A 15,287-nucleotide genomic window follows, 5' to 3' on the forward strand; every position below is an offset into this window, starting at 1 on the left:
AATGGATCAACCTGTCTTGAACGGATCAGACCGCGCCGACCGGAACTTCTCCGGCCTGGTCGAACTGTGTCCGGTGCAGTTCCTCGTACCGCCCGGCGGCGGCCAGCAACTCCGTGTGGGTGCCCTGCTCGACGATCCGCCCGTCCTCGATCACGAGGATCTGGTCGGCCGCCCGGATGGTGGAGAGCCGGTGCGCGATCACCACTGCCGTCCGCCCTTCCAGCGCCTCGGCCAACGCCGCCTGTACTGCGGCCTCGGAGGTCGAGTCCAGCGCTGCGGTCGCCTCGTCGAGGATCACGACCCGCGGTTGAGCCAGCAGCAACCGCGCGATCGTCAACCGTTGCCGCTCACCACCGGAGAACCGGTACCCACGCTCGCCGACGACCGTCTCCAGCTGGTCAGGCAGCGCCTGGACCAGGTCGAAGAGCCGAGCCCGCCGCAAGGCTTCCCAGAGGTCAGCTTCGGACGCCTCGGGCTGAGCGAGCAGCAGATTCTCCCGGAGACTGTCGTGGAACAGGTGACCGTCCTGCGTCACCATCCCCAGCGTGTCTCGTAGCGACTCCGCCGTCACATCGCGGACGTCGACCCCGGCGAGCTTCACCGAGCCCGCGTCCACGTCGTACAGGCGGGGGATCAGCTGCGCGATCGTCGACTTGCCGGCCCCGGATGATCCGACGAGTGCGACCATCTGTCCCGGCTCGGCCCTGAAGGAGATCTCGTGCAGCACGTCGACGCCGCCGCGGGTGTCGAGCTTCGCCACCTCCTCCAGCGACGCCAGCGAGACCTTGTCCGCCGACGGATAGGCGAACCGCACCTTCGAGAACTCGACCGACACCGGCCCGGCCGGCACCACACCGGCATCCGGCTTGTCCTGGATCAGCGGCTCGAGATCAAGCACCTCGAAGACCCGCTCGAAGCTGACCAGTGCGGTCATCACCTCTAGGCGCGCACTCGCCAGCGCGGTCAAGGGCGAGTAGAGCCGGGTCAGCAGCAGCGCCATCGACACCACGGCACCCGCGTCGAGCTGATCGCGCAGTGCGTAGAACCCGCCCAGCCCGTAGACGACCGCGAGCGCCAGCGCCGAGACCAGCGTCAGCGAGGTCACGAACACCCACTGCACCATCGCGGTCCGGACGCCGATGTCGCGCACCCGGCGGGCCCGCACCGCGAACTCGTGCGACTCGCGAGCCGGTCGCCCGAACAGCTTCACCAAGGTCGCGCCAGGCGCCGAGAACCGCTCGGTCATCTGCGTGCTCATGGTCGCGTTGTAGTCGGCCGCTTCGCGTTGCAGCCCGGCCAGCCGTGCCCCGATCCGGCGGGCCGGGATCACGAAGACGGGCAGGATGATGAGCGCGAGCAAGGTGATCTGCCACGAGACCCCGAGCATCACGACGAGCGTCAGCACCAGCGTCACCAGGTTGCTGACGACGCCCGACAGCGTGTCGCTGAAGGCGCGTTGTGCTCCGATCACGTCGTTGTTGAGCCGGGACACCAGAGCGCCCGTCCGGGTCCGGGTGAAGAAGGCGATCGGCATCTTCTGGATGTGGTCGAACACGGCCGTCCGCAGGTCGAGGATCAGCCCTTCACCGATACCGGCCGACAACCACCGGGTCAGCAGCCCGATGCCGGCCTCGGCGACCGCGATCAGCGCGATCAGGATCGCCAGCCGTAGTACGAGCCCGAACTCCTTGCCGTCGACGATCGCGTTCACCACCTGGCCCGCGAGCACCGGAGTGGCGACCGCCAGGATCGCGGCGCCGATGCTGAGCAGCAGGAACAGCAGCAGCTGGCGCTTGTGCGGCCGGGCGAAGGCGAGGATTCGCTTGAGGGTCGCCTTCGAGAACGGCCGTTTCTCGTCCTGGGCGTGCATGGCGTGGTACATCGAGTTCCACGCGGTCATTTCCATACTCACGGTGTGGCTCCGGTGTCGAGGACAAGACGAAGACGATGATCCACCCGACCACCGACAGTTTCCGAACCTAGAACCTCAACAGAACTAGAGGTCAAGCTCCCCACCTAATTGAGTACGCTGTACGAAGTAGCCGTACGAGTGTAGCCAATCCCGGAGAAAGTTGCACATGACCCAGGAATACAGCGGTAGCGGGGACCCCGCGAAGAGTCTGGAGTTGCTCTGGGGGTTGCAGTCGAAGCCGACGCGGGGGCCGAAGCCGGCGCTCACGGTCGGCAAGATCGTCGACGCCGCGCTCGGGATCGCCGACGCGGAGGGGCTCGCGGCGATGTCGATCCGGCGGGTCGCCGACGAGCTCGGTGTCGGAGCGATGACGCTGTACCGCTATGTGCCCGGCAAGGGTGAGCTGATCGACGTCATGGTCGACACCGCGTACCGCGAGCTGCCGCTGCGCGAGGTGGCCGGCGATTGGCGGGTCAGGCTCGACGAGGTCGCCCGGGAGATCCGCGAGCTGTACCTGAGGCACCCGTGGCTCCTGCAGGTCGCGGTGAGCCGGCCGCCACTCGGGCCGGGGGTGATGGCGAAGTACGAGTATGAACTCGGGGCCGTCGAGGGGATCGGTCTGACCGATGTCGAGATGGATGCGGCCGTCGCCTTGGTCAACGGGTACGTGCATGGCGCAGTACGGAGTGCGGTCGAAGCGGTCCAGGTGATCCGGAGTTCTGGTATCACTGACAAGGAGTGGTGGCTTGCGCATGAGCCGCTGCTCGACAAGATCGGCGACACGAAGAAATACCCGCTCGCGTCCCGCGTCGGTACTACGGTCGGTCAGGAGTTCGACGCGCCGTACGACTCGGACCACGGTTTCGAGTTCGGTCTGGCCCGGGTGCTCGACGGAATCGCGACACTTCTCCGGGACCGGTGAATGCAGTTGTGAGTGAGTGCTCACTCAGTTAGTCTCGGCCGGGTGAGCCCACGAGCGACACCCCTGCCACCCGACGAGCGCCGCGCAGCGCTCGTCAAGGCGACCCTGCCGTTGCTGGAGAAGTACGGCGTCGATGTGAGCACCCGGCAGATCGCCGAGGCCGCCGGCGTCGCGGAGGGCACGATCTTCCGTGCCTTCGGCAGCAAGGACGCCCTGATCGACGCCACCTTCAAGACGGCGTTCGACGTCGAGCCGTTCATCGAGGCGCTGGCCAAGGTCGACCGGCTGCTGCCGCTGCGGGAGCGGATGATCGTCGCCGTCGGCATCGCCCAGTCCCGGTTGAGCAAGGTCTTCAAGCTCTTCATGGCGATGCGGATGCACCAGCGGCCGGACTGGAAGGGCGATCCCGACGAGCGGACCAAGGCGCGAGCGGACGGCGTCCGCGCCGACGCGGCCTTCGCCGACATCCTCCAGCCGGACGCCGGGCAGTTGCGGCTGCCGCTCGACGAGGTCGTCCACCGGCTGCGGCTGCTCACCTTCGCCGCCACCCACCCACTGATTTCGGACGGCCGGACCATGACCGCCGAGGAGATCGTCGACTTCGCGCTCGACGGTGTCCGCCTCCACGAACCCGGGGATCGCTGATGTTACTTCGCCTGCTGCGTACGCACTTACGCCCGTACGCCGGCAATCTGTCCATGGTGGTGGTCCTGCAACTGATCGGGACGATCGCCTCTCTCTACCTGCCCAGCCTGAACGGCAAGATCATCGACAACGGCGTCGCCAAGGGTGATACCGGCTACATCGTCGAGAACGGCGGCTGGATGCTCGGCATCAGCCTGGTGCAGATCGTCTGTACCGTGGCGGCGGTCTACTTCGGCGCGAAGACGGCGGCTCTGTTCGGCCGGGACGTGCGCGCGGCGGTGTTCCACCGGGTCGGCGAGTTCTCGGCCCGCGAGGTCAACCAGTTCGGCGCGCCGACGCTGATCTCCCGCAGTACCAACGACGTCACCCAGGTGCAGATGCTGGTCGTCACCACCTGCACGATGCTGGTCGCGGCGCCGATCACGATGGTCGGCGGCATCTTCATGGCGGTCCGCGAGGACGTCGGGCTGTCCTGGCTGGTGGCCGTCGCCGTACCGTTGCTGGCGGCATCGATCGGCCTGATCGCCAGCCGGATGGTGCCGCAGTTCCGCAAGATGCAGGTCAACATCGACTCGGTCAACCGGGTGCTGCGCGAGCAGATCACCGGTATCCGGGTGGTCCGCGCCTTCGTCCGCGAGCCGCACGAGACCGAGCGCTTCGGCGAGGCGAACACGAACGTCACCAACACCGCGATCTCGGCCGGCCGGCTGATGGCGCTGGTCTTCCCGGTGGTGATGCTGATCCTGAACCTGTCCACCGTCGCGGTGCTGTGGTTCGGCGCCTCCCGGGTGGAGAACGGCGCGATGATGATCGGCCAGCTGACAGCGTTCATCAGCTACCTGATCCAGATCCTGTTCTCGGTGATGATGGCGACCTTCGTGATGATCATGGTGCCGCGCGCCGCGGTCTGCGCGGACCGGATCAGCGAGGTGCTCGACACCGAGTCCTCGGTCCGCCCGCCGGTCACCCCGATGACGCAGTTCACCGGCGCCGGCGAGCTCGTCTTCGAGAACGCGACCTTCGAGTACCCCGGCGCGGCCGAGCCCGTACTACGGGATGTCAGCTTCACCGCGTCGCCTGGCCAGACGACGGCCATCATCGGTAGTACCGGTGCTGGTAAGACAACCCTCTTGTCCCTCGTGCCGCGACTGTTCGACACCACCGGCGGCCGGGTGCTCGTGGACGGTATCGACGTCCGCAACATCGAGCCGGACTCGCTGTGGGAGCGGATCGGTCTGGTCCCGCAACGGCCGTACCTGTTCTCCGGGACGGTCGCGAGCAACCTGCGCTACGGCAACCCCGCGGCCACCGACGAGGACCTGTGGGACGCGCTCACGATTGCCCAGGGCAAGGACTTCGTCGAAGGGATGGCGCTGGGCCTGGAGGCGCCGATCTCGCAGGGCGGTACGAACGTGTCCGGTGGTCAGCGGCAGCGGCTGGCGATCGCCCGGGCGCTGGTCCGCAAACCGGAGATCTATCTGTTCGACGACTCGTTCTCCGCGCTCGACCTGTCCACCGACGCCCGGCTGCGGGCCGCGCTCGCGCCGGTCACCGCCAACGCCTGCGTGGTGATCGTCGCCCAGCGGGTGTCCACGATCATCGACGCAGACCAGATCATCGTGGTCGAGGACGGCGGAGTAGTCGGCAGGGGCAACCATGACGAACTTCTCCAGACCTGTCCGACATATGTCGAGATCGTGGAGTCCCAGCGGTCCGCGGAGGAAGCAGCATGACGGATCAGAAGGTGGTAGACACCGCCGGCGAGGACCAGCCGGCCGAGACGGTCAAGGCGACCGACCGCCCGACCACCGGGCGCGCGTTCGGCCCGCCCGGTGGCATCCCGGGGGACAAGTCGATGAACTTCGGCCCGTCCGCCAAACGGCTGCTCCGGCGGCTGCGCCCGCACCGGCTGCAGGTTTTCGGGGTGGTCCTGCTCGCGATCGCCAGCGTCGGGTTGTCGGTGCTCGGCCCGAAGATCCTCGGCCGTGCCACCGACATCATCTTCGCCGGCGCTATCGGCAAGGGGCTACCCAAGGAGCTCAGCAAGCAACAGCTGATCGACCAGCTCCGGGCTTCCGGCGACAGCCGGATGGCCGACCTGCTCAGCGGGATCGATCTGATCCCGGGGGTAGGTATCGACTTCGATGCCCTGCGCAACGTGTTGTTACTGGTCCTGGGGCTGTATGTCGGCTCGTTCCTGCTCTCCTGGATGCAGGGCTACATCCTGAACGGCGTGGTTCAGCGGACCGTCTTCGAGCTGCGCTCCGAGGTGGAGGACAAGCTCAACCGGCTGCCGCTGAGCTACTTCGACGGCGCCCCGCGCGGTGAGCTGCTGAGCCGGGTCACCAACGACATCGACAACATCTCGACCAGCCTGCAGCAGACGCTGAGCCAGTTGCTCACGTCCCTGCTGACGGTGATCGGTGTGGTCACGCTGATGTTCGTGATCTCGCCGGTACTGGCGTTGATCGCGCTCGTCACGATCCCGATCTCGATGATTCTGACGGCGGCGATCGCGAAGCGTTCGCAGAGCCGGTTCGTCGCCCAGTGGCGGCACACCGGCGCGCTGAACGGCCAGATCGAGGAGGCCTTCACCGGCCACGAGCTGGTCAAGGTGTTCGGCCGGCAGAAGGAGATCGAGGCGAGTTTCGCCAAGAAGAACGAGGAGCTGTACCAGGCGTCGTTCGGCGCGCAGTTCATCTCCGGGCTGATCATGCCGTCGATGATGTTCATCGGGAACCTCAACTACGTGGTGATCGCGGTGCTCGGCGGCCTGCGGGTCGCGTCGGGGTCGATGTCGCTGGGCGACGTACAGGCGTTCATCCAGTACTCCCGCCAGTTCACCCAGCCGCTGACGCAGGTGGCGTCGATGGCGAACCTGTTGCAGTCCGGCGTGGCCTCGTCCGAGCGGGTGTTCGAAGTACTGGATGCCACCGAGCAGATGCCGGAGGATGCGACGCCGGCGAAGCTGTCGGAGTCGCGTGGGCGGGTGGAGTTCGAGCACGTGTCGTTCTCGTACACCGAGGACAAGCCGCTGATCACCGACCTGAGCCTGGTGGCCGAGCCAGGGCAGACGGTCGCGATCGTCGGGCCGACGGGGGCCGGCAAGACGACGCTGGTCAACCTGATCATGCGGTTCTACGAGATCAGCGGCGGCCGGATCACGCTGGACGGCGTCGACATCACCGAGCTGACCCGGCACGACCTGCGCCGGCGGATCGGGATGGTGCTGCAGGACACCTGGCTGTTCGGCGGGACGATCCGCGACAACATCCTGTACGGCAATCTGAAGGCGACCGAGGAGGACATGCTCGCCGCCGCCAAGGCGACGTACGTGGACCGCTTCGTGCACAGCCTGCCGGACGGCTACGACACGGTGATCGACGAGGAAGGCAGCAACGTCAGCGCCGGTGAGAAGCAGCTGCTCACCATCGCCCGGGCCTTCCTGTCCGACCCGCAACTCCTCATCCTCGACGAAGCAACGAGCTCGGTCGACACCCGCACCGAGGTCCTCGTCCAGCGTGCAATGGCCGCCCTACGCTCGGACCGCACCAGCTTCGTGATCGCCCACCGCCTCTCCACGATCCGCGACGCAGACCTGATCCTGGTAATGGAAGACGGCTCCATCGTCGAGCAAGGCACCCACCAGCAGTTGCTGGCCCTGAACGGCGCCTACGCCCGCCTCTACAACGCCCAATTCAGCGGCGCAGTTGTCGACATCGACGACGAACTGGTCGCAGTACAGCCACCTGTCCCTGCAGGGCCACCGGTGCGCTGGGACGACGACGAAGAAGAAGGCCTCTAGCATCTGTGGCAAGCCCACCAAAGGTGGGCTTGCCACAGTCAGAGGCCGCGGGCCAGGCGGCGGACTGCTAGTTCTGCGAGGAGGGCGGCGGCGTCGGGGAGGATCGAGTCGTCGAAGTCGGCCAAGGGGGAGTGGTTGTCGGCGGCGTGTTGGTAGTCGGGCGCGGCGCAGGCGCTGAGGTTGACGTAGGCGCCGGGGACCTCGTTGAGGACGAACGACATGTCCTCGGCGCCGCACTCGGCGTGGGCGCGTTCGCGGAAGCGGTCGTGGCCGAACAGGTCGACGATCGCCTGCCGGGCGAACACGTACTCCGCTTCGTCGTTGACCGTGACCGGGTAGCCGACCCGGTAGTCGGCCTCGACGGTCAGCCCGTGGGCGGCGGCGAGGTTCTCGACCAGCCGGACGGTCGACTCCTGGACCTTCGCCTGCGCCTCGACCGAGAAGCTGCGAATGGTCGCGTCGAAGAAGGCGTCGTCGGGAATGATGTTCTCCTTCGTGCCGCCGGCGATCTTGCCGACCGTCAGCACGATCGGGTCGAACACGTCGAACTGCCGCGTCACCATCGTCTGCAGCGCGCCGACCATCTCGCACAGGACCGGAATCGGGTCCTTGCCACGGTACGGCTCGGAGCCATGCGCGCCGGCGCCGACGACTCGCACGCTCAGCTGGTCGGCAGCCGCCATCAGCGGGCCCGCCTTGCTGTTCCAGACGCCGAGCGGATCGCCGGCCGACTGGACGTGCAGACAGTACGCCGAATCGACGCGCCGCCCGGCCGCCTCCAGGAGACCTTCGCGGATCATGATCGGCGCCCCGCCGGTGGTCTCCTCACCCGGCTGGAACATGAACACGACATCGCCCGCGAGCTGGTCGCGCAGCTCATGCAGGATCTGCACCGCCCCGACCAGGCCGGCGACGTGCAGGTCATGGCCGCAGGCATGCATGAACCCGGGATGGGTCGACTTGTACGGCACGTCGACGCGTTCCGTCACGGGCAACGCGTCCATGTCGCCACGAAGCAAGACGACCGGCCCTGGGCCGGCTCCGCCGCGGAGTACGGCGGTGACTGAAGAGAGCTCCTTGCCCAGGGTGATCTCCAGGTCGAGACCCTCGAGCGCCTGCAGGATCAGGCGCTGCGTCTTCGGGAGATCGAGGTCGTACTCCGGGACCTGGTGCAGGGCGCGACGCAGTTCGATGATGCCGTCGCCGTACTTGCCGGCCAGGTCGAGCGTGCTGGTCATGCAGTTCCCTTCGGGCCGAGCTTGAGCGCGGACATCACACGCTGGGCGCTGCCGCCGAGCTCGAGCAGCTCGACCAGGTCGAGCCACTTCTCGGGATCGTGCACCTCGGTCGGCATCGCCGCGTCGAAGCTGCCGACGGGCGCGTCCTTGGCAACCGCGACGACCTTCGGCGCGACGTCGAGGTAATCACTGGAGTCGAGGATCTTGCGCTTGACGGCGGGTGACATCGGCGTACTCGGGTCGGCCGCGGCCTTGCGGATCGCGTCGAGATCCCCGTACGCCGTGACGAGCGAGGAGGCCGTCTTCTCGCCGACCCCCTTGACGCCGGGCAGACCGTCCGACGCGTCGCCACGAAGCGTCGCGTAATCGGCGTACCGGTTGGCGGGGATCTCGTACTTCGCGAGCAACGCCTTCTCGTCGTACACGTCAGCGCGGCCGACGCCCTTGGCCGCGGTGTAGACGACCCGGATGCCGCGCGAATCGTCGATCAGCTGGAACAGGTCGCGGTCGCCGGTGACGATGTCGACCGGCATCGTCGCCTGGTGCGACAGGGTGCCGATCACGTCGTCGGCCTCGTGGTCGGCCGCACCGACGATCGCGATGCCGAGCGCTTCGAGGCAGGCGCGGATGTACGGCACCTGTACTTCGAGGCGGTCGGGTACGTCCTCGACCTGCTCACCGCCCGTGGCGACGAACTCGACCCGCTGCGCCTTGTACGACGGAATCAGCGCGACCCGCCACGAAGGCCGCCAGTTGTCGTCCCAACAGGCGACGATGTGGGTCGGCTGATGGTTCTCCACCAGTCGTGCGATGAAGTCGAGCAGCCCACGGATCGCGTTGGTCGGCGTACCGTCGGCGGCTTTCATGGTGTCGGGCACCCCGAAGAAGGCGCGAAAGTACAACGACGCAGTATCCAGCAACATCAACCTCTGAGCCATGCGGCGATGCTTTCACATCCGGCGGCCGGTTCCCGCCTATGTCCTGTCGGTCGGGACGGTAGACGCCGGAGACGACGAGTACAGGGCTCCTCGCCAGCCGGGTGCTGCGCGGGCGGAGCTGAGGGATGGTCGGCGCAGACGCCATTGCAGCGCCATCTGAGTCTGAGCGGCGACGTGGGAGCGGGCGCGAGCGGGCCCACCGACTTCCCTGTCCAGCGGTGAGGGTGTGGATGCTGGGGAACGGTTTCTCGGAGTAGGGTCTGCGCATGGAGGACCTGGATCGGAAGATTGCCGCGTTGCTGGCTTCTGATGGGCGGATGAGTTTCACCGACCTGGGGAAGGCGACCGGGTTGTCCACGTCGGCGGTGCATCAGCGGGTCAAGCGGCTGGAGCAGCGGGGGATCATTCTGGGGTACGCGGCAACGATCGACCACACCGCGCTCGACCTGCCGCTGACCGCGCTCATCTCCATCCGGCCGATCGATCCCTCGCAGCCGGACGACTCCCCGGAGCGACTGCGGGAGGTTCGCGAGATCGAGTCGTGCTACTCGGTGGCCGGTGACTCCAGTTACGTCCTGATCGTCCGGGTCGCCACGCCGGGCGCGCTGGAGCACCTGCTCGCCGTCATCCGCGCCCGCGCCAACGTCTCCACCACGACGACCATCGTCCTCAGCACGCCATACGAGCGCCGCCCACCCGCGCTCTAGTCCTCCTGCGCTCTAGTACTTCAGTCCTTCTGAGCGAACAGCGACAGATAGGACCGGCCAGGCTTGTGCCCGGGCTCGACCAACTGCGCGGTGATCGTGAACCCGGCAGCCAGGACCAGCTCAACAATTCGCTCCGCAGGCTGGATGTAGGACTCGTACGTCACCGGTACCCCGCCGTAGGCCACATCCGGCCGGTTGTGCTCGTCGTTGCCCACATGCGTGCGCCCGCGCGATCTCCACCATCCGCGGCGCGAGGTCGATGCCACGGATGTCCAGGCCGAGCGAAGCGAGATGGCTGGTGATGTTGCCGGGCCCGCAGCCGATCTCGGCGGCCTTGCCGTCGACCAGTTCCGCGAATGCGCCGAGCACCGCGCGCATCATCGGAAGGCCCTCCAGCAACCCGTTCACGAACTCGGTGTAGTTATCGGCGACGGCGTCGTACGAGGCTCTGGTGGCGGCGAGGTGGTCGGTCACGCGGAGGAGGTTAGCGACTCAGAAGACCAGCCAGTGCTTGCCGAGCTTCAGTCCGTACTGCGCTGGTGCTCCGTGCCGGTGTCGAAGAAGGAGTCGAGGTACTTCTCCGGCGGCAGCGAGTTGCTGCGGATCAGCGAGTAGACCTCCGTGCCCTGCAGGATCTGGGTGACGTCGTCACCGAGGTAGAAGCACTGCGCCAGCCCCAGATAGGCCCAGTCGGTGTCCTCGATGTAGTCGAGCGCCTCGTTCTCCGCGAGCTCGATCGCGGTGTCGAAGTCGTCCGCGCGCCAGAGCGTGATGCGCTCCTCGTACGGCGAATCGTCTGCCCGGATCCCGTTCAGCTGAAAGATGCAGCGAACGCTGTACCACCCCATGGTCCCCACCCCCCGCCATTCCCTGGCTGCTGACACTAGCGCCTCAGGACCGTACCGGCGGGGAATCGCCGGAGCCGGAAGTGACCGGGTGGCGCGACACACTTGAGCCTGTGCTGGACAGGTACGGATCATGACCAACCCTTCACGCGCTCCCGACCGCGAGGCCCGGTTCACCGCGCTCTACCAGGCTGCGTATGCGGACCTGATCCGGTTCGCCCGGCGCCGGGCCCATCCCACCCACGCCGACGACATCGTCGCGGAGGCCTTCCTGGTCGCATGGCGCCGGCTGGACGACGTACCGCAGAATCCGCTCGACGCCCGGGCCTGGCTGTTCGGGATCGCCCGCAACACGATGATGAACGCCCGCCGCGGCGCTGAACGCCAGGTGGCACTCGCCGTCCGGCTCGCGGAGACGACGGTCGCGCCGCCAGGCGGCGACTCCGACCTGGTGGCGGCTCAGCTCGACCTCAAGACCGCCTGGAACCAGCTCTCCGCCGTCCACCAGGAAGCGCTGGCGCTCTCAGTTCTGGAGGGCCTCGCGGCACCCCAGGCCGCGGTGGTTCTCGGCATCTCGCCGGTCGCGTTCCGGCTGCGCCTCAGCCGGGCCAGGCGCGCCCTGCGCCTGCAGCTCGGCCACCTCCCGCGCACAGCACCCGCCTCGACGGGTATCCCCGAAAGGCAGACCTCATGACCCGCATCGACGAACTGGCTGTCCTGAAGACCCTGGACCCGGCCGGCGGCGACGTCGACCTGTACTGCCCCCGCGCGCTCACCGACCTCGAGCGCATCCTCGCCACCGACCCCGCGCTGCCTACCGTCCCGCCGCGGAAGAGCCGCACCAAGCGGTACGTCCTGGCCGCCGGCCTGGTCGCTGCGACGACCACAGCAGCCCTCGTCGTACCGTCGCTGCTCGGCGGGGACCAGGCCTTCGCCAGCTGGACCGCGACCCCCACGCCGTTGTCGGCAAAGGAGAGTGCGACCGCTTCCGACCTGTGCCGCACCAAGCTCTTCGCGGCCGTCGCCGGTGCCCCCGACCCCGACCGGGGCCGCCTGCCGACGGCGACCACGGTGATCGCCGAGCGACGAGGTTCCACCACGCTGGTGGTCCTGACCGGCCCCGGTGGCTTCGCCGCCGAGTGCCTCAACGACAGGAGCATCCCCAAGGACGGGGGGTTCGGCGGCTCCTACGGGTCGGTGGCAGCGGCTGAACGCCCAGGCCGCCGCATGCTCAGCCTGACCAACTTCGGGACCAGCTCTATCGACGGGAAGTACGTATCGATGGCGATGGGCTACGCGGGCGCAGACGTCATCGCTGTCACGTATCGCAGCCCCAGTCGAGGCAAGGTCAACGGGACGGTCGCCGGCGGCCAGTTCGCTCTGTGGCTGCCGGGTAAAGACCTCAAGCATGCGGACGAGGTCGGCGTACCGCTGCAGGTGACCTATCGGGACGGCAGTACGGTCAGCATCACCTTGAAGCCCTGAGATTCGACTGTCCGCTGGTGTCGTCATCCCCTGTCGGACGACACCAGCGGGACAGTCGGGTCAGCTGATCTGGATGAGCTTCTGGGACTCCGCGGCGTTGCGGGAGGCCGCGGCCCGCCGCTCGGCCTCGGCCAGGGAGTCGCCGGCGTGCTGCTTCCACCAGTTTTGGCCCTCGACGGGGAGCGTGTCGATCGGGTCGTAGTACTCGTAGGTGCGGTTCAACGCCTCCGGGTCCTGCTGCTCGATCCCGGTGCGGTAGTTCTTCTTCCAGTACGAGATGCCGCGGACCTCGTCGTACTCCGACAACTGGTGCACCCAGCGCTTGCCGACGTACGGGACGTCGCAGACGATGCGCGGGGTCGCGAAGCCCGGCAGGTAGCCGAGCATCCCGTGCTGCAGGTGCTGCGCGTCCTTCACCGAGACCCGCCAGTGCTCGGAGAACGGGATCATGTCGCACATATAGAAGTAGTACGGCGTGATGGTCGCGCCGTCGAGGAGCGCGAAGCACAGGTCGAGCAGTTGCGGGACCGAATCGTTGACGCCGCGCATCAGGACGCCCTGGTTGCGGACGTCGCGCAGACCGGCCTCGAACATCGCCTTGGTCGCCTCGGCCACCAGCGGGGTGACCGACTGGGCCGCGTTCACGTGCGTGTGCATCGCGATCATCACGCCACGCTTGCGGCCGAGCTGGGCGACCCGCTCGACACCGGCCCGGACATCGTCGGACAGCCAGTGCTGCGGCATCCCCATCAGCGCCTTGGTGGCGAGCCGGATGTCGCGGATGTTCTCGATCTCCAGCAGGCTGGTCAGGAACGCCTCCAGCCGCGGCCAGGGCATGTTCGCCACGTCGCCACCCGAGACCACGACGTCACGGACGCCGGGGGAGCGGCGCAGATAGTCGAGCATGTCGTCCAGCCGCTGCTGCGGCTTGATGGTGAACTTCAGCTTGTCGATCACCGGGGTCGAGTTGCCGACCAGGTCCATCCGCGTGCAGTGACCGCAGTACTGCGGACAGGTGGGCAGGATCTCCGCGAGGACCTTGGTCGGGTACCGGTGGGTCAGCCCCTCCGTGGCCCACATCTCGTGCTCGTGCAACGAGTCCCGGGTCGCGTGCGGGTGCGACGCCCAGTCGGTGCGCCGGTCGGTGAACATCGGCAGCATGTAGCGGCGGACCGGGTCGGCGTAGAACGCCTCGGTGTAGTCGTAGCCGGCGGCTGCGCCGTCGGGCACGATCGTGTTGAGCATCTGCGGCGGCAGCAGCATCGACATCGTCGCGCGCTCGGCCTGGTCGCGGGCCAGGTCCTCGTAGGCGCGCTCCTCGAGCAGGTCGCCGAGCATGTCGCGCAACTGCTTCACGTTCTTCACGCAGTGCGAGCGCTGCCACTGGACCGAGCGCCACTCCTCGGCGGTGACGTCCTTGAACCCCGGCATCCGGGTCCAGTCGGGCTCGACGAGGTCGGCCCGGCGGTACACGTACGGCTGCTCGTTGAAGGCGGCAGCCGCAAGCTCCGGGCTGATCAGATCGGTCACGAGTCCTCCTGGGGGCTCTACGACGGTGTCGGTCTCATGTGAGGATAGCGATAGAAGTTACGGTATATGCAATAGAACACCGCAAGATTTGCGCCACACAGCCTCCAGGCTAGTATTTTGCCCGTCGTCACCCAAGGAGTTCCCGTGCCCGACAGCACCGGTTCGCCGGTCGGACTGCATCGCGTCATCGCACCCGCCGGAGTGTTACCGCAGGCCGCCCAGCAGTTGGACGACCGTCCCGAGCTGTGGCCCGACGAGGTGCGGATCTCGGTCGAGCGGCTGAATCTCGACGCCGCCTCGTACCGGCAACTGGCCGAGGCGCACGGTGGCGACGGCGAGGCGGTCAAACAGGCGGTACTGCGGATCGTCGCCGAGCGCGGCAAGATGCAGAACCCGGTCACCGGCTCGGGCGGCATGCTCGTCGGTACGGTCGACGAGGTCGGCCCCGATTCGCCGCTCGGCATCGAGAAGGGTGACCGGGTCGCGACGCTGGTCTCGCTGACCCTGACTCCGCTGCGGATCACCGACGGCCTCGCGAGGTGGGACGGCCGCAGCGAGCAGGTACCGGCTGAGGGGCACGCGATTCTCTTCGCCCGCTCGATCGTCGCCAAGCTCCCGGACGACCTGGTTCCGAAGCTCTCGCTGGCCGTGATGGACGTCTGCGGAGCACCCGCGCTGACCGCTCGCGTGGTCCGCCAATATGTCGACAAAGGCATAATGCCTGTCGTGTCAGTAATTGGCGGCGCAGGCAAAAGCGGTTCGCTGTCGCTGGCAGCCGCGCGGGCCGCAGGCGCGGCCCGGACGATCGGGGTCGTGCCGTTCCAGGCCGAGGCGGACAAGCTGGAGGACGCGGGTCTGGCCGATGCCGTCGCACTTGCCGACGCCCGTGACCCGGTCGCGCTGGCCAAGGCGGTAGCCGGCGCCCTGGAGCAGACCGGCGCGGACGACGAGGTTGGTGAAGCCGCCGGCAACGGCGGCGGGGGAGCCGCTGACATCACGGTTGTCTGCGTTGACGTGCCGGGCTGTGAGCATGGCGCGGTGTTGTCCACCAAGGCCGGCGGCACGGTGATCTTCTTCTCGATGGCGACCTCGTTCTCCGCCGCTGCGCTCGGCGCGGAAGGCCTCGCGGCCGACGTGACGATGCTGGTGGGCAACGGCTACGTGCCCGGTCACGCCGACTACGCGATCGAGCTGTTGCGCTCCGAGCCGGGTGTCCGGCGCCTTTTCGAGGGCAGGCTGCAGGCGGAGGGGCAGGATTAG

At 67.5% G+C, this 15,287-nt stretch carries 14 protein-coding genes; 8 read left to right on the forward strand and 6 right to left on the reverse strand.

The features are described 5' to 3' along the window. Positions 1 to 25: 25 nt before the first annotated feature. Entirely contained in the window at positions 26 to 1,912 is a 1,887-nt protein-coding gene (locus G3I17_RS12345; protein ID WP_164596131.1) for an ABC transporter ATP-binding protein, read from the reverse strand. Positions 1,913 to 2,078: 166 nt separating this feature from the next. On the opposite strand from G3I17_RS12345, the gene G3I17_RS12350 reads away from it, so the two are divergent. The 4 genes from G3I17_RS12350 (at position 2,079) to G3I17_RS12365 (ending at position 7,284) form a co-directional block, all read left to right on the forward strand. Then, positions 2,079 to 2,834 (forward strand): TetR/AcrR family transcriptional regulator, encoded by a 756-nt coding sequence (locus tag G3I17_RS12350; RefSeq protein ID WP_164596132.1) that lies wholly within the window; start codon positions 2,079 to 2,081, stop codon positions 2,832 to 2,834. A 42-nt stretch (positions 2,835 to 2,876) separates the two neighbouring features. Continuing rightward, on the forward strand, positions 2,877 to 3,479 hold the full coding sequence (locus tag G3I17_RS12355; RefSeq protein ID WP_203590096.1) for a TetR/AcrR family transcriptional regulator: 603 nt from the start codon (positions 2,877 to 2,879) through the stop codon (positions 3,477 to 3,479). Beyond that, the gene (locus G3I17_RS12360; RefSeq protein WP_164596133.1) at positions 3,479 to 5,212 is read left to right on the forward strand and encodes an ABC transporter ATP-binding protein; all 1,734 of its coding nucleotides are present in this window, start codon (positions 3,479 to 3,481) and stop codon (positions 5,210 to 5,212) included. Before G3I17_RS12355 ends, G3I17_RS12360 begins: the two co-directional genes overlap by 1 nt. A gap of 122 nt (positions 5,213 to 5,334) precedes the next feature. Next, complete coding sequence (locus G3I17_RS12365; protein ID WP_275402449.1) at positions 5,335 to 7,284, forward strand: ABC transporter ATP-binding protein; 1,950 nt, start codon at positions 5,335 to 5,337, stop codon at positions 7,282 to 7,284. Positions 7,285 to 7,322: 38 nt separating this feature from the next. Here G3I17_RS12365 and G3I17_RS12370 read toward each other — a convergent pair whose 3' ends face one another. Continuing rightward, on the reverse strand, positions 7,323 to 8,522 hold the full coding sequence (locus G3I17_RS12370) for a M20 family metallopeptidase (RefSeq protein ID WP_164596135.1): 1,200 nt from the start codon (positions 8,520 to 8,522) through the stop codon (positions 7,323 to 7,325). Next, positions 8,519 to 9,460, reverse strand: a complete 942-nt coding sequence (locus G3I17_RS12375; RefSeq protein WP_239062470.1) for a 5'-3' exonuclease H3TH domain-containing protein — start codon at positions 9,458 to 9,460, stop codon at positions 8,519 to 8,521. Before G3I17_RS12375 ends, G3I17_RS12370 begins: the two co-directional genes overlap by 4 nt. A 266-nt stretch (positions 9,461 to 9,726) precedes the next feature. Between G3I17_RS12375 and G3I17_RS12380 the strand changes: the two genes are divergently transcribed. Beyond that, positions 9,727 to 10,167 carry an Lrp/AsnC family transcriptional regulator gene (locus G3I17_RS12380; protein WP_164596136.1) on the forward strand — a complete coding sequence of 147 codons (441 nt, stop codon included), beginning with the start codon at positions 9,727 to 9,729 and terminating at the stop codon, positions 10,165 to 10,167. A gap of 120 nt (positions 10,168 to 10,287) precedes the next feature. Here G3I17_RS12380 and G3I17_RS12385 read toward each other — a convergent pair whose 3' ends face one another. Beyond that, the gene (locus G3I17_RS12385; RefSeq protein ID WP_343238278.1) at positions 10,288 to 10,641 is read right to left on the reverse strand and encodes a class I SAM-dependent methyltransferase; all 354 of its coding nucleotides are present in this window, start codon (positions 10,639 to 10,641) and stop codon (positions 10,288 to 10,290) included. 47 nt (positions 10,642 to 10,688) lie between these two features. Further along, positions 10,689 to 11,015, reverse strand: a complete 327-nt coding sequence (locus tag G3I17_RS12390; protein WP_164596137.1) for a DUF4288 domain-containing protein — start codon at positions 11,013 to 11,015, stop codon at positions 10,689 to 10,691. Positions 11,016 to 11,145: 130 nt separating this feature from the next. On the opposite strand from G3I17_RS12390, the gene G3I17_RS12395 reads away from it, so the two are divergent. Together G3I17_RS12395 and G3I17_RS12400 are read left to right on the forward strand one after the other, a co-directional pair. Then, positions 11,146 to 11,706, forward strand: a complete 561-nt coding sequence (locus G3I17_RS12395; RefSeq protein ID WP_164596138.1) for a sigma-70 family RNA polymerase sigma factor — start codon at positions 11,146 to 11,148, stop codon at positions 11,704 to 11,706. After that, positions 11,703 to 12,497, forward strand: coding sequence for a hypothetical protein (locus G3I17_RS12400; RefSeq protein WP_164596139.1), 795 nt, complete (start codon positions 11,703 to 11,705; stop codon positions 12,495 to 12,497). The genes G3I17_RS12395 and G3I17_RS12400 overlap by 4 nt, the downstream gene beginning before the upstream one ends. Positions 12,498 to 12,557: 60 nt before the next feature. Here G3I17_RS12400 and G3I17_RS12405 read toward each other — a convergent pair whose 3' ends face one another. After that, the gene (locus tag G3I17_RS12405) at positions 12,558 to 14,027 is read right to left on the reverse strand and encodes a lysine 2,3-aminomutase (protein WP_164596140.1); all 1,470 of its coding nucleotides are present in this window, start codon (positions 14,025 to 14,027) and stop codon (positions 12,558 to 12,560) included. A gap of 144 nt (positions 14,028 to 14,171) precedes the next feature. On the opposite strand from G3I17_RS12405, the gene G3I17_RS12410 reads away from it, so the two are divergent. Further along, positions 14,172 to 15,287 (forward strand): L-erythro-3,5-diaminohexanoate dehydrogenase, encoded by a 1,116-nt coding sequence (locus tag G3I17_RS12410; RefSeq protein ID WP_164596141.1) that lies wholly within the window; start codon positions 14,172 to 14,174, stop codon positions 15,285 to 15,287.

It is taken from the genome of Streptomyces sp. SID13031, assembly GCF_010548305.1.
Classification (GTDB): Bacteria; Actinomycetota; Actinomycetes; order Propionibacteriales; family Kribbellaceae; genus Kribbella.